Here is a 20,618-nt window from a genome sequence, read left to right as displayed (position 1 = left end):
CAGAGAAAACCCATTCAGAGACAAGCCATTCAGAGCAAGCCATTCATAGACAAGCCATTCAGAGCAAGCCATTCAGAGCAAGCCATTCAGAGCAAGCCATTCAGAGCAAGCCATTCATAGCAAGCCATTCAGAGCAAGCCATTCAGAGAAAACCCATTCAGAGACGCAGCCACATGGAACTTTTTTACAGAAAATATGGAGAGCCGGCCCCGCCGCTGGTGATTGTACACGGACTTTACGGCTCGTCCGATAACTGGGTTTCCATTGCCCGGGACCTTTCGGACCGATTCGAGGTTTTTGTGGTGGACCAGCGGAACCACGGGCACTCTCCTCACTCTCCCGTACACGATTATCCCGCCATGCGGGAGGACCTTCGGGAGTTTTTGGACCGGCTTGAGATCCGGAAGGCGGTGCTGATCGGACACTCCATGGGAGGAAAGACCGTGATGAGTTTTGCAGAGGCGTGGCCCCAGCGGGTTCAGGCCCTGGTCTCGGTCGATATTGCCCCCAAATCCTACCGGAACCTGGCCCTGGCCTCACGCACTGCTGCCAACCATTCCAATATGATTGAGGCCATGATGAGTCTGGATCTTTCCAGGATACAGTCGAGGGAGGAGGCCGATCAGGCTCTGGCCGGCTCCATTGGTTCGGAGCGGATCCGCAGTTTTTTGCTGAAGAACCTGCGAAGGGAGAATGGTGGTGCATTCAGCTGGCAGATCAACCTGGAGGCCATCTCCGGGAATCTGGAGGCGATCTTTGAAGGAATGGACCAGGAGGCCATTGCGGCCCGGGGCGGGATCACCGGCTTCCCGGCACTCTTTATATCCGGGGGAGATTCGGAGTATATACGGGTCACCGACCACCAGCTCATCCGGGATATTTTTCCCACCGCAGAGGTAGTTACCATTCCGGGAGCAGGCCACTGGGTGCATGCCGAAAAGCCGGCACTCCTGGTCAAGACACTCCGTTACTTTCTGGATATTTAAAGGAGCCTTCCCACCGGCAGGCAAGGGATGTCAGACTCCCAATCTTTGGTTGGTATCGTGGATAAAGCCCATCACTTCCTCTTTCCCGCTTCCTTTTACTGCGCTGGTTTCGAAGATCAGGGGCAATTCCTCCCACTGCCGGGCCAGCTCCTCTTTCAGCAAATCCAGGTTTTTTGATTTCCCGGTCTGGTTGATCTTATCCACCTTGGTAAGCACGATCACAAAGGGGAGCTCGCTGTCGCCCAGCCATTCCATAAAGTCCAGATCGATCTGCTGGGGAGGGATGCGGGCATCTATAAGCACAAAGAAGCAGACCAGGTTGGTGCGCTGCGTGGCATATTGCTCGATAATCCGGGCAAAACTCTCCCGTTCCTTTTTGGAGACCTTGGCATAGCCATAACCGGGCAGGTCGGCCAGGTACCACTGATCGTTGATCTTGAAATGATTGATCAGCCTGGTTTTTCCGGGAGTCGAGGAGGTCTTGGCCAGCTTCTTCCGTTCCACCAGCATATTGATCAGGGAGGATTTGCCCACATTGGACCGCCCGATAAAGGCATATTCCGGGATTTGCTCCTTGGGGCACAGGTCCACATTCGGACTGCTGGATATAAATTCTGCTTTGTTAATCTTCATGGGTGTACCGTTTTTGGGTGAGAACAGATTTGGGCCTCTATTTCATATACACCTCCAACAGGGTGGTGGCTTCAGTGGGTACGATGGCCAGGTTTTTCAGTTCGGCCGGGATCAGGATGCTCTCTCCTTTTTTCAGCAGTTCGACCTCTCCTTTCCCGTAGGTGATCCCTGCGCTCCCCTCCAGGCAGAGATAGATAACAAAGGAGTCGATCAGGTTGAAGTCCTTCTCCACCGGACGGTCCAGCAGGATCACCCCGGCGGTGAAGAAGGGGGAATCAAGCGCTGTGACGGTGCTGTTCTCCAGGGGACGGTAATCGGTTTTACAGGAGGGGTGAAACCCAAAATCGATGGCGTCCAGGGCCAGGCCGGTGTGGAGTTCCCGGCTCTGCCCCTGCTCGTCGGTCCGGTCCCAGTCATAGATCCGGTAGGTCACATCGGAACTCTGCTGGATCTCGGCCAGCAGGACCCCGGGGCCAATGGCATGAATACGTCCTGCCGGCATATAGTATATATCTCCCGCTTTCACCTTTTCGATATTCAGGATTTCTTTCAGGCTGCCCTCCTTCAGGTGTTTCAGGTACTGCTCCCGGTCCATTTCGCGGTTGAACCCGGCTATCAGTTGTCCCTCGCTGGACTCCAGGATATACCACATCTCTGTTTTTCCATAGGAGTCGTGCCGTTTCCGGGCCAGCTCATCATCGGGGTGTACCTGCACACTCAGGAAATCGGCCGCATCGATAAATTTTATCAGCAGGGGGAATTCCGCCCCGAAGCGTTCGAATATCGTATCGCCAAGCAGGTCGCCCATATAGACCTCGGCCAGCTCCTGCAGGTTGTTCCCGGCCAGGAATCCGTTCTGTACGATGGAAAGATCGCCTTTCACTCCTGAGATTTCCCAGCTCTCACCGGCCTGGTCCGACGCGTTTTTACCCAGTACATCGCGGAGCCTGGAACCTCCCCAGACTTTATCTTTCAGGATGGGTATAAATTTAAGCGGGTATAAGCCTGGTTCCATGATGGTATTCTGCTTGATTGCTGTGCAAATTTAATCAGAAAGTTAGTAAGTTAGGGGTGTTATTATTCTTAGCTTTCTAACATGCTGACATTCTGACCACTCTAACAGACATTTATGTTTATCATTGGCATTGCAGGCGGTACGGGCTCGGGTAAAACCACCGTGGTTAATAAAATCCTGGAGAAGATCCCGCCCAGCCAGGTGGCCCTGGTTCCCCAGGACTCTTATTATAAAGACAGCGGTCACCTCCCCATGGAGGAGCGACAGAAAATCAATTTTGACCATCCCAATTCGCTGGAGTTTGACCTGCTGGTGAAGCATATCCGTCAGCTGAAGAAGGGCAAAAGCGTGGAGCAGCCACGTTACAGTTATCTGACCTGTACCCGCTCGGAAGATACTCTTACCATTGAGCCACGCGAGGTAGTGATCGTAGAGGGAATCCTGATTTACACCCATATGCCGCTGGTGGAGGCCATCGATCTGAAGGTCTTTGTGGATGCCGATGCCGATGACCGGCTGGGCCGGGTGATTCACCGGGATATGGAGGAGCGGGGGCGGAGCGTGCAGCAGGTGCTCGAGCGCTATGAGAAGACGGTCAAGCCCATGCATCTGCAGTTTATTGAACCTTCGAAACGCGTGGCCGATGTGATTGTGCCACAGGGAGGGAGGAACGAGGTGGCCATTTCTGTTCTGCTCAATACCATCCAGCATAAACTAAAATCCGCCCTTTGAGAAGGAAAAGCAGGATTTCAGGTGCCCGGGAATCAGGGTGCCCGGCCAGCCTGATTCCTAAAGTGGAACATTATTTGTATTATATTCGTTAAACCTGTAAGTTTACTGCCTTATGCTTGCTCGAGAACTCATATCGGATGTGGTAACGGCCCTGAAAACATCGGACACAGGGACCAGTGCACTCTCCTGGATGGAGGTGTTCCGGGTGAAGCATTTGCCCATTGTGAATCAACGGGATTTTCTGGGACTGATTTCCGATGCCGATATATATGATCTGAACGATCCCGACGAAGCGGTGGGCAATCACAGTCTCTCGCTCCAGAAACCTTATGTGAGGGAGGAGCAGCATATCTACGAAGTGATCGAACTTATGTCGCGCATGGAGCTGACCCTGGTGCCGGTGCTGAACAGGGAAAAGCATTACCTGGGGGTCATTACCCAGGAAGATCTGACGCGGAAATTTGCCCGCCTGTCGGCCATGCAGCAGCCGGGCGGGATCATCGAGCTGGAGATGAATCCCCACGACTATTCCCTGAGCGAGATCTCACAGATCGTGGAGAGCAATAATGGCCGGATCCTGAGCCTCTACGTGGCCACCTCCGACGACAATTCCCGTCTGAGGGTGACCCTGAAGGTCAACCTGACCGATCTGGCTTCCATTCTGGAGACCCTGGACCGCTATAATTATATGGTAGTTTCGTCTCATCTGGACAGCGAGGACCTGGATGAATTTTACCAGGAGCGGTTTGATGTCCTGTTGAAATACCTCAATATCTGACCATGAAGGTTGCTGTTTTTGGAAGGACCTTTCCTTCCTATGCGCGTGAGAATATTGCCACGATATTCAGCAAGTTCCTGATGCTCAATGTAGATGTATGGGTCTACGAACCCCTCTTTGAGTTTCTTCAGAAAAAGACCGGTCTCCGGCCCAGGGTGGCCGGGCTCTTTACCTGTCATCAGGATCTGCCCGAAGGGCTTGATTTTCTCTTTTCACTGGGTGGCGATGGGACCTTCCTGGAAACGGTGAACCTGGTTCGTGACAGCGGGACCCCGGTACTGGGGGTCAATATCGGACGACTGGGCTTTCTCTCATACATCTCCCAGGAAAATATGGAGGAATCGCTGGAAAGTGTCTTCAGCGGGAGTTTTGATATCGAGGAGCGGATGCTCCTCCGGGTCGAGGTGCCCGGAGTGGATCTGAAACACAGGTCGGTGGCCCTGAACGAGGTCAGGATCTACAAGACCTCCGGATCGCTGATTACCATCCATGTGAAAATAAACGACGAATTTTTAAGTTCCTACTGGGCCGACGGTCTTCTTTTGTCGACGCCCACCGGATCAACCGCTTATAACCTGAGTGTGGGGGGGCCCATCGTGGTTCCCGAATCCAATACTTTTGTGCTTTCCCCCATTGCGCCCCATAACCTGACTGTTCGTCCCCTGGTGTTGCCCGACTCGGCTGTATTGCAACTGTCGGTTCATACCCGCGATCCCCAGTTCCAGCTGGCGATAGACTCCCATACCATCGATCTGGATGTGGATGCCACTGTTCTGATCCGCAAAGCGGAATACTCTCTGAAGATGATCCGGATCGAGAATATCAGCTTCTACAGCACCCTGCGGAATAAGTTAATGTGGGGGGCAGATAAGCGTAATTAAAAATATTTATTAATTTTATGCTTGTATCCCGAATTCCCTGGCCATGAAGAACAAACTATGGATCCCCATTATCGCGCTTCTGCTTTTTACATCTGTGGATAGCTTTGGTCAGCGCTGGAAGCTGCGGCGCTATGAGCTGGATATGTACGTGGCAGGGGTCGCCTTCCACGGAGATATTGGCCTGGCCAACCAGCCCCTTGCCAATATGATTAACGGATTCCGGCCCAGCTTCGGCCTTAATCCCCGTTTTATGATCACCAATAAAATGGCCGTTTCCATGGACCTGGGTTACTACATGTACGGGGGGAAAGATGAACCCGGCAGCAGTCACGGGCGCTACTATTCATTTACCAGTCACGCCCTGGTACACGGGTTCCGGGGCGAGTATTATATCATGGGCACCCGGGAAAATGTGTTTGCACCGGGCATCTATAACCGCAGGGGCATGGTGAATGCCTATAACCGCTTGTTCTTATACATGTATGGAGGGGCTTCCGGCATTTTGTCCAAATCGTATGTCAAGGATCTGAATAACGACGGGGAAGAGCCTGTAAACAATCCCGGCTACAACAATAATGCAGTTTACTCCCTCGTTTTCCCCGTGGGAGCAGGTGTGAAGTTCGAAATTGACCCCCGCTGGAGCATGGGCTTTGAGCTGGGCTACAGTTTCTCTCTTTCGGACCAGATCGACGGATACGCTTCCGAATGGTCCGAATACAATGATTCATATTATACAGCCAGTGTTAAAGCCATATATAAAATCAGGAACGATAAGAACGGAAGGCCCATCCTTCAGAAACTTTACAGGTAGAAGATTTTTGCGGTTTGGCGGGGCGCACCTGCTGGTAATCATTTCACTTATAGTTTTTTCTTCGCCTGCTTCCGGGCAGCGTAAGAGCGATATTGGACTTATGACCGCAGTGCCCTGGTATATGGGCGATCTGGCTCCTTATATCCCTCAGCCCCTCTTTTCTCCCCCGGCCTTTGGGCCCATCTACCGCCATAACTTCAACCTGCGCAACTCCCTTCGGGCCCATGCTGTTTTTTATCATCTGGCCGGGTCAGGTGAGATTTTAGGGGGAACAGAGGCGGAATTCCACTCAAGTTTTGTAGATTTGGGCCTTGATTTCGAATTCAACTGGTGGCCCTATAAAACGGCCAGCAAGAAAACGAATTATTCACCTTATGTGACAGCAGGTCTGGGCTATGGTCTGAATTTGTCGGGCGAGTCGAAATCGCACCTGTATCTGCCCTTCGGGGGAGGAGTGAAGGCGAACCTGGGGAAAAGGCTAAGCGGAGGGGTGGAGGTGAGCATGAGAACCACCTTTACCGACCTGCTCGACGGGGTGGCAAACCCGGGCGGAGAAGCGGTGCAGACCCCGGTGGGGAACAACGACTGGTATATGTTTACCGGGATTTTCCTCACTTATAAGATTTTTAATTATTTGAACGAGTGTCCTACATACCAGGAGAAGACCTACAGGATTAACATTAACAGCAAGAGGAACAAGAACGATAACTGGTTCAGATTTTCCAGTGATCACCCCCTGAAAATAAAGGGGTAGCGGACCGGAAAGGGACCGGGGGCTCGAGTGAGTTCGGGAACCGATAAGGGTCCGGTGATGCTCAAAAGGAATGTAGGGAAAAAGAATTAGGGGACCAGGAGAACATGAATTTGAAGGAGCAAATAGAGCGTAACAGCCTTCCCAGGCATGTGGCCGTTATTATGGATGGCAACGGCCGCTGGGCAGAGAAGAAGGGCGTGGAGCGTATCTTCGGCCACCGGAACGGGGTGGAGTCGGTGCGTCAGGTGGTCGAGGCTGCAGGGGAGCTGGGGATTGAGTATCTGACTCTGTATGCCTTTTCGACCGAGAACTGGAACCGGCCCCGTACCGAGATCGATGGTCTGATGGCTCTTCTTACCCGTTCCATTACCAATGAAACCAATAAGCTAAACGAGAATAATGTCCGCCTGCTAGTGATTGGAAACGTGTCTGATCTTCCCAAAAGCGTACATAAACAACTGAATCAAGCAGTGAGTTTTCTTTCGGATAACACGGGGCTGACCCTGGTCCTGGCGCTGAGTTACAGCGGTCGTTGGGAAATCACCAATGCGGTAAAAACAATGGTGGCCGATGTAGCTTCCGGGCAACTTAATCCGGACCAGGTCGATTCTGCTTTACTGGAATCTTATCTGGCTACATCGTTCATGCCCGACCCCGAACTGCTTATCAGAACCAGCGGAGAGAGGAGGATCAGCAATTTTCTGCTCTGGCAACTTGCGTATACGGAACTCTACTTTACACCCGTATTGTGGCCCGATTACCGCAAGGAGCATTTCTACGAAGCCATTATCGATTTTCAACGACGGGAGCGACGATTCGGTAAGCTGAGTGGAAGGTCCAGAGCTTTACAAAACGATTAACAGAAGGAATATTATTGCAGGAATGAGACAACGGACTTTTCTTTTTACGGCGCTCCTGATCTTCTTTACAGGTCTTGTGGCACAGCAGGCAGTGGCCCAGCAGCAGGCCGGGCACGATACGCTCCGGGTCATGGACTACGAAAATCCCAAAAAGTATGTCATTGCAGATGTAACGGTCAGCGGCATAGAATTTATCCAGAAGGAGGTGCTGGTCAGTCTCTCGGGACTGAAAGTGGGCAACACCATTACTCTTCCGGGCGACCAGGTGACCGATGTCCTGAAAAAGTTCTGGAACCAGGGGCTTTTCTCCGATGCCATGATCTCGGCCAGTCAGATCCGCAACGACAGTGTGTGGCTCGATATCTATCTCACCGAGCGTTCCAGGATGTCGACCCTGGATATTGTCGGTGTGGGGAAATCGGAGAGCCAGGATTTGCTGGAGAAGATCAATCTGAAAAGGGGGCAGCAGGTGACCGACGATATTCTGGATAATACCAAACGGATTATCCGGGAGCATTTCGTTGAGAAGGGATTCCTGAATACGGAGGTAAGGATCAACCTGCAGGACGATACCCTCCGGGTGAACATGGTGGAGATGGAGATTGAGGTAGATAAAATGGACCGCGTGAAGATCGATGAGATCTATTTTAACGGGGCCACGGCCTTCAAGCAGTCGGTGCTGCGGCGAAAGATGAAGGATACCAAGAAGGTGAACATCAACATTTTTAAGGCATCCAAACTGGTTTCGGAGGCTTTTAAGGAGGACAAGAAGAACCTGGTGGCTTTCTACAACGAGAACGGATACCGGGATGCCAAGGTCCTGTCCGATTCGGTGTCCTTTACGGAAGGGAAGGATAAGCGCCTTGATCTTTATATCAATCTGGAAGAGGGAAATAAATACTACTTCGGGGATATCACCTGGGTGGGGAACACCAAGTACCCTTCGGAACTGCTGGATGCGTATCTGGGAATCGAGAAGGGGGATATCTTTGATCAGACCGTTCTGGACGAGCGCCTCTTTATCGATGAAGATGCCGTCAACGGAGTCTATCTCGATAACGGCTACCTCTTTTTCCAGCTGACCCCGGTGGAGGTTAGTGTGGAGGATGATACCATCGACTTTGAGATGCGTATTTACGAGGGAGAAATCGCCCTGATCAACAATGTGATTATCTCCGGGAACGACCGGACCAACGAACATGTGGTGCGCCGTGAGCTGCGTACCCTGCCGGGCGATAAGTTCAGTAAGCAGCAGCTCATCCGTACGGTGAGGGAGCTGGCCAACCTGGGGCATTTCGACCCGGAACAAATCGAACCCAATCCGATTCCCAACCAGGCCGATGGTACGGTGGATATCGAGTATAAACTGGTGGAGCGCGCCACCGACCAGCTGGAGGTTTCGGGTGGTTACGGGGGCGGCATGCTGGTGGGTACCGTGGGGATCCGTTTCTCCAACTTTGCAGCCAGCAGGTTGTTCGACCGCAAGGCCTGGAGGCCCATCCCCTCGGGAGACGGTCAGACCTTTTCGGTGAGGGCCCAGACCAACGGCCAGGTCTACCAGTCTTATAACTTCTCCTTTGTGGAGCCCTGGTTCGGGGGCAGGAAGCCCAACTCTTTCTCGGTATCGGGGTATTTTTCCAAGATGAACCGGAACCCCTACCCCTTTTACTATGGAGGCAGCAAGGATGATCTCAAGGATGAGTATTACTCGGTGATCGGGGCTTCCATCGGACTGGGAAGGCGGCTCTCCTGGCCCGACGACTACTTTACTCTCTATAACGCTTTCTCTTACCAGCGATATAAGGTGAAGGACTACCCCGGACTGTTCCTGGTGAACAACGGCCATTTTAATAACTTCAGTTTTACCACTACCCTGGGGCGGAGTTCCCAGGACCAGATCATTTATCCCAGGAGCGGATCCAACCTGAGCCTGAGCCTGCAGATCACGCCGCCCTATTCGCTCCTTAACCCGGATCGCGACTATCTCAATATCCCGGACGATGAAAAGTACAAGTGGGTGGAGTACCATCGCTGGATGTTCAAGGCCGACTGGTACCATGCCCTGATGGGCGACCTGGTGCTGATGGCCCGGATGCAGTATGGCTACCTGGGACACTACAACGACGATATCGGGCCCTCTCCCTTTGAAGGCTTCGACCTGGGCGGCGACGGGCTTTCGGGTTACAACCTCTACGGCAGGGAGGTCATCGCCCAGCGCGGATATCCCAACCGGAGCCTGACCCCGGTGGATGAGAACGGGAACAAATCGGGGAACGTCTACACCAAGTACACCCTGGAGCTGCGCTACCCGGTATCGCTGAACCCCTCGGCCACCATTTTTGTGCTGGGCTTCCTGGAAGGGGGAAATGCCTGGTACAGCATCGATCAGTTTAATCCCTTCAGCGCCAAGCGTGCAGCCGGGGTGGGTGTCAGAGCCTTCCTGCCCATGTTCGGACTGCTGGGGATCGACTGGGGCTGGGGATTCGACGAATATCCCAACAGCGATGGTATCAGTGGTTCCCAGTTCCATTTTACCATGGGTCAGCAGTTCTAATTCACAGCGCTTTATTATTTTGGTACGGTGTTTGAGGAGCATACTTAAAATAAAAGATCATCAGAGATCCAAAAATCTTATACACATGAAAAAATTAATGATATCTGCCCTGGTGCTGAGCCTCTTTGCAGGAAGTGCCCTGGCACAGAAATTTGCCTTTGTCGACTCGGACTATATTCTTCAGAACATCCCCTCCTACAAGGCTGCGCAGGACCAGCTGGATAAAATCTCAGAGGACTATGAGACGGAGATTGCGGCTCAATATGAGGAGATTGAGACGATGTACAAAACCTACAAGTCGGAACGCGTGCTGCTTACCGACGAGATGAGGACCAAGAGGGAAGAGGAGATTATTGCCAAGGAGCACTCCGTGAAGGATCTTCAGAACAAATATTTCGGTCCCGACGGCGATCTTTCAAAAAAGCGCCAGGAGCTGGTAAAGCCGGTCCAGGATGCCATCTTCAAAGCGGTCAAGGAGCTTTCGGCCGAAGGCAGTTATGCCATCATATTCGACACCTCATCGGGGGCCTCCATTTTGTACTCAAATCCGCGCTACGACCTGAGTGACGAAGTGCTGAAAAAGTTAGGTTATAAAAATTAAAATCTTACATTTGTAGCCGCTTTTTGCAAGCAATCAATTAAATACGCTAATAACAGAAAAATAAGATGATGAAACGAATGATCCTTGCCATGGCCGTTATGAGTATAGCCATTGCACTCCATGCACAGAAATTTGGGCATGTGACTTCCGAATTATTGGTCCAGGCCATGCCTGAGTATGATTCAGCAATTGCAAATGTGCAGGAGCTGCAGAAGCATTATACGGACGAGATCGAGAGGATCCAGGTAGAGATCAATAAGAAAATCGAGGAATTTAACCAATCCGAATCCACCATGAGCAATCTGATCAAAGAGGCCAAGGCATCGGAGATCCAGGAACTGCAAATGCGCCTTCAGAATTTTTCCCAGACTGCCCAGCAGGACTTGCAGCAGAAGAACATGGTGCTGATGCAGCCGGTGATGGAGAAAGCACGTAAGGCCATTGAGGAGGTTGCCATGGAGCACGGACTGATCTATGTATTTGATCTGAGTACGGGCAATCCTATCTACACATCAGAGGAGAGCCTGGATATGGATCCCCTGGTCAAAGCCAGGCTGGGTATACAGTAATACCGGAGCGGCATTCATTGGACCGGGTATAAAACCGGTCCGGCATTAATTGGATCAGGCATAACACCGGACCAGGCATAAAATTTCAGGATTGTGAAGCCAAAAGCGTTTCACAATCCTTTTTTTTGTACCTTCATTATTGAAAATCCGGTCCTGATTCGGAGATCCGGTCCTGATTTGGAGATCCGGTCCTGATTTGGAGATCCGGTCCTGATTTGGAGATCCGGTCCAGATTTGGAGATCCGCTCAGGCAGACCGGGAAATTTTAAATATTGTGGCAAAGAATGGTCCCATAGGGTTATTTGATTCGGGAGTTGGCGGGCTTACTGTGGCGCATGCGCTGCACACCCTGCTTCCCAATGAACAGCTGGTTTATTTTGGAGATACGGCCCACCTGCCCTACGGGGATAAGTCGCGTGAATCGATCGTGCAGTATTCGCTGGGGATTACCGATTTCCTGCTGGAACAGAACTGTAAGATGATTATGATCGCCTGCAACTCGGCCTCCTCCAATGCCTTCGATGAGGTTAAAGCGCATGTGGGTGACCGGGCTGTGGTCATGAATGTGATTGATCCGGTGGTGAACCACGTGTGTGTCAACACGGGCTCCATTCTTGACTCGGAGGGCACCCCCAGGGCGCTGGCGGGCAATGCCAGCACGGTGGGGATCATCGGGACCAAAGCGACCATCGATTCGGGAACCTACGAACGGAAGATCAGGGAGACCCTGTCTCATTTGCTGGCCGATTCCAATGAAATTTCAAAGGTGACCCATCCCGGTCTGAATGTCAGCTCCCTGGCTACCCCCCTGTTTGTTCCCATGATCGAGGAGGGTTTCGTGTTCGATGATATTTCCAATGCCATTATCCGGTCCTATCTCTCCCGCAAGGAACTCAACGGTATCGATACCCTGATCCTGGGCTGTACCCACTATCCCATCATCCGCAACCAGATCAGCCGCTTCCTGAACTTTGAGGTGAATGTGCTCGATACGCCACGGATTGTGGCGCTTTCTGTGCAGGAGCTTCTTTCCGGAAAGGATCTGCTGGCCACCAGCAGGGCCGGCGACAATCAATTTTATGTCTCCGATCACACCCCTTATTTCGGGGTGATCGCCAATATGTTCTTTAACGAGAAGATCAGCCTGCTAAAGCGGAATATCTGGGGCTAGGGAGCCAGGTCTTGCAGAAATGCGCCTGCCTGCTCCAAAGACTATTTATCCTCCGGATCTTGGCGGTTTCCCTGATCTTTTCGGTTTCCCTGATTTTGGCGGTTTCCCTGATTTTGGCGGTTTCCCTGATCTTCGAGGTTTTCCGGATCCTCTTTATACCAGGCGGCGTACATCACATAATCTTTGGCTATCCGTTTGATCATGGTCTCCACCCGCCGGGGATCCACGGTTTTGATCCGTTTGGCAGGAATACCGGCATAGAGGCTGTTGGGCTCCAGGACGCTTCTCTCCAGCACTACCGACCCGGCCGCTACCAGAGTGTTGGAGCCCACCACCACATGGTCCAGCAGAACCGATCCGATCCCGATAAGCGCATGACTTTCGATGCGGGCACCATGGATCACCACATTGTGACCGACGGTCACATCGTCGCCGATCTCCACCACCGATTCGTTGAAGGTAGTATGGAGGGTGCAGTTATCCTGGATATTCACCCTGTTCCCCAGGCGGATGGGATTTACATCGCCGCGTAACACCGCAGAGAACCAGATGGAACAGTCATCGCCCAAAACCACATCGCCGATCAGGGTGGCGCTGTCGGCCAGGTAGCAGTTCTTTCCCGTTTTAGGGGTGAATCCTCTTACGCTTTTAATTATCGCCATCTGTGTATTCCGCTTTGTTAGATGTGAAGGTCTGTATGGTGCTCCCGGTTTTTCGCGCAGTAAAATACAGTTTCTGCAGCGAATATTCAAGCAGATATTGAATCCAGCGAGCGTATACCCGCTGCCTGCGGCCGGATCAGCGGGCAGAACCGGGCTGCATAGATAAGCCAGGATAAATCGGGAGAGGCCTCTGGCGGTATATTGGTATTCAGGAGATTTCAGTGCTGGGAAATGGCGATTTCAGTGCGGGAAATTGGAGATTTCTATTCAGGTATACAGGGATTTCTGTGCGGGCATTTGGGGGCATCCGTTTACCTGAAAACTTGATGTAACATGTTTGTTACATTTCGTTATTACTTTACATTTCCTCCATTTTAAATTTCCAATCATGATTCTTCTATCTGTCTTAAATATAATGGGTTAAAAAGCATTGTTTTATAAGAAGCGGAAGTATTGAAAGTGAGAGTTGCATTATAATGTAACAGAGTTGTTATGTCAAAAAAACTGGAAAAACGACTACCCAAACATGGAAAAACGACTACCCAAACATGAGAAAAATGGATCAGGTTTGTAATTCAGCGGAGCCATGCAGCTTTTTGGACAATGTCCAGGACAATTGACGAGATGCTTCTTTCGTTTTAGACGAGATGCTTCTTTCGTTTTATCTGTAAATATCTATATATTTACATGGTTAACTATATAAGAACGGTCTTTGAGATCAACGATGGCGGTCTTTGAAATAAACGATGGCGGTCTTTGAGATAAACGAAAACTTTTAAACATTCAGGCCCTGTTTTGTAGGAATGCCTGTCATGTTTAAGAAAATGTTAAGAAAATGGAGACGGGATTAACACCCGGGTATTAAAATACCTAACTTTGAACTGTATTTAACAATTATTTAGCAGGGACCAGAGGATCAATATTCTATCTTGAGAATATCCATATATAAACGTTCAAATAATCTGATATAAACGTTCAAATAATCTGACAATTTAACTTTCAAATTTTTTTACCCATGGCAAAAAACCACAGGGTCATTGAGCTGGACGAGGTAGTTGTGAAGTTTGCAGGCGATTCGGGCGATGGTATGCAACTTACAGGAACGCAGTTTTCAGATACCTCTGCATTTATCGGGAACGATTTGTCCACCTTCCCCGACTACCCTTCGGAGATCAGGGCACCCCAGGGTACGGTGGCAGGTGTATCGGGCTTCCAGGTGCATATCGGTCATAAGGAGGTATCCACTCCGGGCGACCAGGCCGATGTACTGGTGGCCATGAACCCCGCCGCTCTGAAAGCAAATATGAAGTGGGTGAAGGATGGGGCCACCATCATTATCGATATAGACAACTTCGACAACAAGCACTATAAGAAGGCCGGCTATGAGGAGGATCCTCTTCACGATGATTCCCTGGATGGTTACAATGTGGTGAAGGCTCCCATCAGTATGCTTTCGCGCGATGTGGCCATGCAGAACGGGCTTGACAGCAAAAATGCGGAAAAAACCCGGAACCAGTTTGTGGCGGGTCTGCTCTACTGGCTCTTTAACCGCGATATTAAAATCGGGGAGGACTTTCTGAAGGAGAAGTTCAAGACAAAACCGGTGCTGGTCAAAGCGAATATTGCGGTCTTGCATGAAGGATACAATTATGCAGAGACCATTGAAGCGCTCTCTACCACCTTTCATGTGGACCCGGTAAAAGGAAAGAAGGGGCTGTACCGGAATATCACGGGCAACCAGGCCACAGCCTGGGGTTTGCTGGCTGCCGCCGAGAAAGCGGGTCTGGAGCTGTTCCTGGGATCCTATCCCATCACCCCGGCCACCGAGATCCTGCAGGAGATTACCAAGCGCAAGCACCTGGGTGCTATTGCATTTCAGGCCGAGGATGAGATAGCCGGGATCAGTTCGGCCATCGGGGCCTCTTTTGCCGGAAAGCTGGCCTGTACCAGCACTTCCGGGCCTGGACTGGCTCTGAAGGGGGAGGCCATCGGGCTGGCGGTGATCACCGAGCTGCCCCTTGTGATTGTGAACGTTCAGCGGGGCGGGCCCTCCACCGGGCTGCCTACCAAGACCGAACAGTCGGACCTGCTGCAGGCGCTTTACGGACGGAACGGGGAGTCGCCCTGCATCGTCCTGGCGGCCACATCGCCGGCTAACTGTTTTAATTATGCCTTCCAGGCCGCAAAACTATCCCTGGAACATATGACCCCGGTAATCCTGCTGACAGACGGCTACCTGGCCAACGGCTCGGAGCTGTGGAAGATCCCTTCCATGAAGGATATGCCGGAGATTCATCCCCCGAAAGTGAAGGACAACGAAGAGGACTTCCAGCCTTACAAGCGTGATCCCGAAAGGCTTAACCGCTACTGGGCCGTCCCGGGACAGCCCGGACTGCGTCACCGGGTAGGGGGACTGGAAAAGGAGGATGTGACGGGAGTGGTGTCGCACGACCCCATGAATCACCAGGTGATGGTGGAATTGCGTGAGAAGAAGGTGCAGAAGGTGGTCGAATTTATCCCGGATCAGGAGGTTGTCGGCAAGGAGGAAGGCGACCTGCTGGTAGTGGGCTGGGGAGGCACCTACGGGGCCCTGGTCAGTGCGGTGAAGGACCTGTATGAGGAGGGGAAAAGTGTGGCCCTGGCGCAGTTCAACTACATCAATCCCCTGCCGGGCAATACCGAAGAGGTGTTTTCCAGGTATAAGAAGATCCTGGTATGCGAACTGAACCTGGGGCAGTTTGCCTCTCATTTGCGTTCCCGTCATCCCCAGTTTGAGTACCTGCAGTATAATAAGGTGCAGGGATTGCCGCTGTTTATTTCTGAATTGAAGGTGAAGATTAATGAAGTTCTGGAATCGATAAAATAGGAATCATGGCACACAACTTTGAACCTGTAGCTGTTAGCACAAAAGAGGATTATAAACTGGACGGACCGGTTAAATGGTGCGCCGGATGCGGGGGGCATTCTGTACTGGCTACCGTCAAAAATGTATTGCCGGAAACAGGCATCGATAAGGATAAGGTGGTCTTTGTATCGGGGATCGGCTGTTCGTCGCGCTTTCCCTATTACATCAATACCTATGGATTTCACAGCCTGCACGGGCGGGCCAATCCGATCGCCTCGGGGATCAAGGTGTCCAATCCCAACCTGAGTGTGTGGATCGTTACCGGCGACGGTGATTCCATGGCCATTGGAGGGAACCATTTTATCCATACGATCAGGCGGAACATCAATGTAAATATCCTGCTGTTCAACAATAAGATCTACGGTCTTACCAAGGGTCAGTATTCCCCTACCACTCCCAAAGGGAGCATAACCAAGACTTCTCCGGACGGAACCATCGAGAATGCCTTCAGTCCGGGTGAACTGGCTATGGGGGCCCAGGGGACCTTCTTTGCCCGTACGGTGGACAGCGATCCCAGGATGATGCATAAGGTATTTAAGGCGGCTGCCGAGCACAAGGGAACCAGTGTGGTGGAGATCCTGCTGAACTGCATAATCTTTGCCAACCAGGTGCATAAGGATATTACCGGTAAGGAAGTGCGGGATGACCACCAGATCTTTCTGGAACACGGGAAGCCCATGATCTTCGGAAAGGAGCGCAACAAGGGACTGATGATGAGATGCAACAGGATGGAGGTGGTGACCATCGGGGAAAACGGGGTCACGGAAGAGGACCTGATTGTTCACAATGCACAGGACCCGGACGATACCAACCACTACCGGCTGGTGCGCATGGAGCTTCCGGAGTTTCCGGTAGCCATGGGGGTGATCCGGGCTACCGACTCCACGGTTTACGAATCGGAAATGTACGACCAGGTACAGCACGCCAGAAAGACCACTAAAATCAAAAACATGGACGACCTGCTGCACAGCGGGAACGTGTTTGAGAGTAAGGGTTAGTCTTTTAAGCCATTGTGGCAAAAAATCCCTGAATTTGCTGATCCCGGCGGTCAGGTGCCGGCCGGGCTAAGATCTTCATAGGTCAGGTGCCGGCCGGGCTAAGAGCTTCATAGGTCCGGTGCCGGCCGGGTTAGGAAGATTCAAAACTTACTGCTAACTTTCTGTCCAAATCCAAACAAAGTGAGCCTGGTACCCCGGTCCGAAGAAGATATTCAACGATTGATTGCCGAGAGGAAGGAACGCCTCAAGGAACTCACCTGTATCAATGAGACCACCCAGATCATTAAGGAGAACCGGTCCATTGAGGAGACCCTGACTCAGATTGCGGAGATTTTGCCGAGGGCCTGGCAATACCCCGAAATGACCGTGGCCCGGGTCTGGTTCGAAGGCAGGGATTATTCAAGCCAGGGCTTCAGGGAGGGCGACTGGCGGCTTGAAAAGAAGTTCGAGACCATAGACAGCAGGAAAGGATCTATCGAGGTGTTCTACCTGAAGGCCTTTCCCGAGATGGACGAGGGGCCCTTTCTGAAGGAGGAGCGGCAGCTGATTGAGAACCTGGCCAGCATCATTTCCAATTATCTGAGCAGCCAGGAAGCCCGTAAGATGCTGTATAAGAGCACGGAGGAAGATACGGTCCGGGAAGAGCTCAGCCAGTTCCAGCACCCCCGGGATGTCAGCTCCAGGATGCTGCTTCAGAAATTCCTGGCCAAGCAAAATGCCAACCGCGATATTTTCCACGACCTGATGCGCTACAAGGTCAAGGAGATCCTGCTGGTGGCCACGCTCTATGATGCCTTCAGCATTGAAAAAGAAGGACGTTTTTCGGAACATATCCTGGGGGAATATTCGCAGCTGAACCTGACCTCTATGCCACGGGTCACCGGGGTCTCGACCTATGAAGAGGCCATCGAGCAGCTTAATTCCCGCCACTTCGATATGGTGATCCTGATGATTGGCAACGACAAGGTGACTCCCATGCAGGTATCGGCCCGGGTGAAGAACGATTACCCCTACATCCCCATCTATGTGCTGCTGAACAACGACCGGGAGGTGAGTTCCTTCAAGGAGACCAATCCCACTCTGAGCAATATCGACCGGCTTTTTGTCTGGAACGGCGATTCCAGCATCTTCTTTGTCATGGTGAAACACCTGGAGGACAAGGTGAATGTGGAAAATGACACGCAGCTCGGACTGGTCAAGACGATCCTGCTGGTGGAAGATTCAGAGATCTACTATTCGCGCTATCTGCCCTTGTTATACAACACGGTACTCGAGCAGACCAAGCGGATTATTGACGATGTAAGCACCGATGAGCTGTTTAAGGTTCTGAGGCTCAGGGCGCGTCCCAAGATACTGCTGGCCACTACCTATGAAGAGGCCATCCAGACCGTGGGGAAATACCAGGACTCGCTGCTTTGCGTGATCAGCGATGTGAAGTTTCCCAAAGAGGATAAGATGGACCACCAGGCGGGCTTCAGCCTGATCTCGCAGGTGCGCGAGATGATCAAGGGGCTTCCCACGGTGATCCAGTCGTCCGATATTAAAAACTCCCAGCGCGCTTTTGAACTGAAATCGACCTTTATCAACAAGAACAGCGAGACTCTTCTGCAGGATATCCGCAACTTTATCATGCACCACCTGGGTTTTGGAAGCTTCATCTACCGGGATTCGGGGGGAATGAAGATTGCCGAGGCGCAGTCGCTGAAGGAATTTGAAAAGCATATCGACTCCATTCCCAGCGAATCGCTGGTTTACCACGGGAAAAGAAATCACTTTTCTCTCTGGTTGATGGCCCGCGGTGAGATCAAGATTGCTAAAATAATCCACCCGGTGAAAGTGACCGACTTCAAAACTCCGGATGATTTCCGGAACTACCTGAAGTATGTGATCAAGAAGTACCGCAACGAATCCAACACGGGTAAGATTGTCAATTTCGAGGGATCGGCGCTGCTCGACGAGTCCAATATTGTCAGCATGGGAAGTGGTGCCCTGGGCGGAAAGGGCAGAGGCTGTGCCTTTATCAATACGCTGATCTATAATTTGAACTTTTCGGAGATCATCCCCGAGATGAATATCCGCACACCCCTTACAGCTATTATCGGTACCGATGAATTTGATATTTTCATGGAACGTAATAAGCTTATGGAGGCCGTTCACCAGGAGAGCGATTACGAGCAAATACGGGCCAGGTTCCTGGAGGGCGACCTTTCCTACAACCTGGAGAAGCACCTGAAGGAGATGTTAAAACTGGTGAACCGTCCTCTGGCGGTCCGCTCCTCCAGCCTCCTGGAGGACTCTACCATGCAGCCCTTCTCGGGGATCTTCGAGACCTACCTGATTCCCAATAACCATCCCGATTTTAATGTACGTTTCCGGCAGCTGAAGGATGCCATCAAGCTGGTCTATTCTTCCATTTACTCGCCTCATTCGATGCGTTATTTCGAGGCCATCAACTTTTCCCTGGAAGATGAAAAGATGGCGGTGGTGATCCAGGATGTCGTGGGGACCTACCACGAGGACCACTTTTATCCCCATCTGAGCGGGACGGCCCAGTCGCATAACTATTACCCGGTGGCCCATATGGAGCCCGAAGATGGGTTTGCCATAGCCGGACTGGGACTGGGGCATTATGTGGTGAACGGCGAGCGGGCCTATCGTTTTTCTCCCAAGTATCCTACCCTGGAGATGAGCTCTATTCAGAGCCAGCTGCGCGATTCACAGGTGGAGTTTATGGCTCTGGATATGATTCATTCGGAGGTCGATTTCTGTAAGGAAGGCTCGGAGGCCAACCTGCACCGGCTTCCCATTTCCGAGGCTGAAAAACATGAGGTACTGAAGCACCTGGCCTCGACCTTTGATGTGGAAAATGAGCGGATCGAACCCGGAATAAGCAACCCGGGTCCGCGGATCCTCAATTTTGCCAATATCCTGAAGTACGAATATGTCCCCCTGGCAAAGGCTCTGACACTGATCATGGATGTGGGGAAGGAGGCGCTGGGTTCGCCGGTGGAGCTGGAGTATGCCGTGGATCTGGATCCGGCCGCAAACGGAAAGCCCTCCTTTTTTATCCTGCAGATCAAACCCATGATGGGCACCGGGGGAGAATATACCTTCGATACAGGAGGGATCGATCCCAAGGAGATGTTAATTTACGCGGAGAAGAGCATGGGCAACGGAATGCTGGACCAAATCACCGACCTGATTTATGTGGACCCGGAGGAGTTTGATAAGATGCGAACCCGCGAAATGGCCGTGCAGATCGAACAGCTGAACCGGAAGATGGTTTTGGAGGACCGGAAATATATCCTGATTGGTCCGGGCCGCTGGGGCACCCGCGATCCCTTTATCGGGATCCCGGTGAACTGGTCGCAGATCTCCAATGCCAAGGTGATCGTGGAGACCAGCCTGGATGAGTTTCCCCTGGATGCCTCCCTGGGTTCCCATTTTTTCCACAACGTCACCTCCATGAATGTGGGATATTTCAGTATCCAGCACGATTCGTCCACCTCCTTTATCCGCTGGGATGAGCTGGCCGGGCAGGAGCTGATCGAGGAGTCGGGTTTTGTGAAGCATATCCGCTTTCAGGAGCCTGTTTGTATTATGATGGATGGTAAGAAAAGAATTTCAATTATCTTGAAACATGCCTGCAAACTCAACAACGGAGCATAAAGCCAGACATCACCCCACGATTGACTTCAGTCATACAGC

At 51.7% G+C, this 20,618-nt stretch carries 16 protein-coding genes and 1 pseudogene; 14 read left to right on the top strand and 3 right to left on the bottom strand.

Annotated elements, in window-relative coordinates; genetic code table 11:
• Positions 1–986 (top strand): alpha/beta fold hydrolase (locus P1P86_14730; GenBank protein MDF1576440.1); only part of this gene is annotated, 986 nt, incomplete at its 5' end.
• A 30-nt stretch (positions 987–1,016) separates the two neighbouring features.
• Here the strand turns inward: P1P86_14730 and yihA are convergent.
• Positions 1,017–1,619, bottom strand: coding sequence for a ribosome biogenesis GTP-binding protein YihA/YsxC (yihA, locus tag P1P86_14725; protein ID MDF1576439.1), 603 nt, complete (start codon positions 1,617–1,619; stop codon positions 1,017–1,019).
• A 37-nt stretch (positions 1,620–1,656) separates the two neighbouring features.
• Entirely contained in the window at positions 1,657–2,634 is a 978-nt protein-coding gene (locus tag P1P86_14720; GenBank protein ID MDF1576438.1) for a mannose-6-phosphate isomerase, read from the bottom strand.
• Between the two features lie 114 nt (positions 2,635–2,748).
• Between P1P86_14720 and udk the strand changes: the two genes are divergently transcribed.
• The 10 genes from udk (at position 2,749) to murI (ending at position 12,345) form a co-directional block, all read left to right on the top strand.
• A complete protein-coding gene (udk, locus tag P1P86_14715) occupies positions 2,749–3,366 on the top strand; it encodes a uridine kinase (protein ID MDF1576437.1) in 618 nt (205 codons plus the stop codon).
• 112 nt (positions 3,367–3,478) lie between these two features.
• Positions 3,479–4,144, top strand: coding sequence for a CBS domain-containing protein (locus P1P86_14710; protein ID MDF1576436.1), 666 nt, complete (start codon positions 3,479–3,481; stop codon positions 4,142–4,144).
• A gap of 2 nt (positions 4,145–4,146) precedes the next feature.
• Positions 4,147–5,025, top strand: a complete 879-nt coding sequence (locus P1P86_14705; GenBank protein MDF1576435.1) for an NAD kinase — start codon at positions 4,147–4,149, stop codon at positions 5,023–5,025.
• Positions 5,026–5,068: 43 nt separating this feature from the next.
• The gene (locus P1P86_14700; GenBank protein ID MDF1576434.1) at positions 5,069–5,836 is read left to right on the top strand and encodes a hypothetical protein; all 768 of its coding nucleotides are present in this window, start codon (positions 5,069–5,071) and stop codon (positions 5,834–5,836) included.
• Positions 5,745–6,590 (top strand): DUF6089 family protein, encoded by an 846-nt coding sequence (locus tag P1P86_14695; protein MDF1576433.1) that lies wholly within the window; start codon positions 5,745–5,747, stop codon positions 6,588–6,590. Before P1P86_14700 ends, P1P86_14695 begins: the two co-directional genes overlap by 92 nt.
• 104 nt (positions 6,591–6,694) lie before the next feature.
• The gene (locus P1P86_14690; GenBank protein ID MDF1576432.1) at positions 6,695–7,450 is read left to right on the top strand and encodes an isoprenyl transferase; all 756 of its coding nucleotides are present in this window, start codon (positions 6,695–6,697) and stop codon (positions 7,448–7,450) included.
• Positions 7,451–7,472: 22 nt separating this feature from the next.
• Complete coding sequence (bamA, locus tag P1P86_14685; GenBank protein ID MDF1576431.1) at positions 7,473–10,004, top strand: outer membrane protein assembly factor BamA; 2,532 nt, start codon at positions 7,473–7,475, stop codon at positions 10,002–10,004.
• Positions 10,005–10,089: 85 nt separating this feature from the next.
• A complete protein-coding gene (locus P1P86_14680; GenBank protein MDF1576430.1) occupies positions 10,090–10,605 on the top strand; it encodes an OmpH family outer membrane protein in 516 nt (171 codons plus the stop codon).
• A gap of 68 nt (positions 10,606–10,673) precedes the next feature.
• Positions 10,674–11,174 carry an OmpH family outer membrane protein gene (locus tag P1P86_14675; GenBank protein MDF1576429.1) on the top strand — a complete coding sequence of 167 codons (501 nt, stop codon included), beginning with the start codon at positions 10,674–10,676 and terminating at the stop codon, positions 11,172–11,174.
• A gap of 274 nt (positions 11,175–11,448) precedes the next feature.
• Complete coding sequence (murI, locus tag P1P86_14670) at positions 11,449–12,345, top strand: glutamate racemase (GenBank protein MDF1576428.1); 897 nt, start codon at positions 11,449–11,451, stop codon at positions 12,343–12,345.
• A 140-nt stretch (positions 12,346–12,485) separates the two neighbouring features.
• On the opposite strand, the pseudogene P1P86_14665 reads toward murI, so the two are convergent.
• A pseudogene (locus P1P86_14665) lies at positions 12,486–13,007 on the bottom strand (gamma carbonic anhydrase family protein).
• A gap of 1,015 nt (positions 13,008–14,022) precedes the next feature.
• Between P1P86_14665 and P1P86_14660 the strand changes: the two are divergent.
• The 3 genes from P1P86_14660 (at position 14,023) to P1P86_14650 (ending at position 20,579) form a co-directional block, all read left to right on the top strand.
• Positions 14,023–15,873: a 2-oxoacid:acceptor oxidoreductase subunit alpha gene (locus P1P86_14660; GenBank protein MDF1576427.1), complete on the top strand. Its 1,851-nt coding sequence runs from the start codon at positions 14,023–14,025 to the stop codon at positions 15,871–15,873.
• Positions 15,874–15,878: 5 nt separating this feature from the next.
• The gene (locus tag P1P86_14655) at positions 15,879–16,910 is read left to right on the top strand and encodes a 2-oxoacid:ferredoxin oxidoreductase subunit beta (GenBank protein MDF1576426.1); all 1,032 of its coding nucleotides are present in this window, start codon (positions 15,879–15,881) and stop codon (positions 16,908–16,910) included.
• A gap of 180 nt (positions 16,911–17,090) precedes the next feature.
• Positions 17,091–20,579 carry a PEP/pyruvate-binding domain-containing protein gene (locus P1P86_14650; GenBank protein ID MDF1576425.1) on the top strand — a complete coding sequence of 1,163 codons (3,489 nt, stop codon included), beginning with the start codon at positions 17,091–17,093 and terminating at the stop codon, positions 20,577–20,579.
• The last annotated feature ends 39 nt before the right edge of the window (positions 20,580–20,618 follow it).

It is taken from the genome of Bacteroidales bacterium (genome assembly GCA_029210725.1).
In the GTDB taxonomy this organism is placed as follows: Bacteria; Bacteroidota; Bacteroidia; order Bacteroidales.
This window is presented reverse-complemented; position numbering and strand designations above follow the sequence as displayed.

What these genes read in the sequence shown, in the direction of transcription:
- yihA (MDF1576439.1), bottom strand. Translation starts at nt 1,619, where the DNA reads ATGAAGATTAACAAAGCAGAATTTATATCCAGCAGTCCGAATGTGGAC.
- P1P86_14720 (MDF1576438.1), bottom strand. Translation starts at nt 2,634, where the DNA reads ATGGAACCAGGCTTATACCCGCTTAAATTTATACCCATCCTGAAAGAT.
- udk (MDF1576437.1), top strand. Translation starts at nt 2,749, where the DNA reads ATGTTTATCATTGGCATTGCAGGCGGTACGGGCTCGGGTAAAACCACC.
- P1P86_14710 (MDF1576436.1), top strand. Translation starts at nt 3,479, where the DNA reads ATGCTTGCTCGAGAACTCATATCGGATGTGGTAACGGCCCTGAAAACA.
- P1P86_14705 (MDF1576435.1), top strand. Translation starts at nt 4,147, where the DNA reads ATGAAGGTTGCTGTTTTTGGAAGGACCTTTCCTTCCTATGCGCGTGAG.
- P1P86_14700 (MDF1576434.1), top strand. Translation starts at nt 5,069, where the DNA reads ATGAAGAACAAACTATGGATCCCCATTATCGCGCTTCTGCTTTTTACA.
- P1P86_14695 (MDF1576433.1), top strand. Translation starts at nt 5,745, where the DNA reads ATGATTCATATTATACAGCCAGTGTTAAAGCCATATATAAAATCAGGA.
- P1P86_14690 (MDF1576432.1), top strand. Translation starts at nt 6,695, where the DNA reads ATGAATTTGAAGGAGCAAATAGAGCGTAACAGCCTTCCCAGGCATGTG.
- bamA (MDF1576431.1), top strand. Translation starts at nt 7,473, where the DNA reads ATGAGACAACGGACTTTTCTTTTTACGGCGCTCCTGATCTTCTTTACA.
- P1P86_14680 (MDF1576430.1), top strand. Translation starts at nt 10,090, where the DNA reads ATGAAAAAATTAATGATATCTGCCCTGGTGCTGAGCCTCTTTGCAGGA.
- P1P86_14675 (MDF1576429.1), top strand. Translation starts at nt 10,674, where the DNA reads ATGAAACGAATGATCCTTGCCATGGCCGTTATGAGTATAGCCATTGCA.
- P1P86_14660 (MDF1576427.1), top strand. Translation starts at nt 14,023, where the DNA reads ATGGCAAAAAACCACAGGGTCATTGAGCTGGACGAGGTAGTTGTGAAG.
- P1P86_14655 (MDF1576426.1), top strand. Translation starts at nt 15,879, where the DNA reads ATGGCACACAACTTTGAACCTGTAGCTGTTAGCACAAAAGAGGATTAT.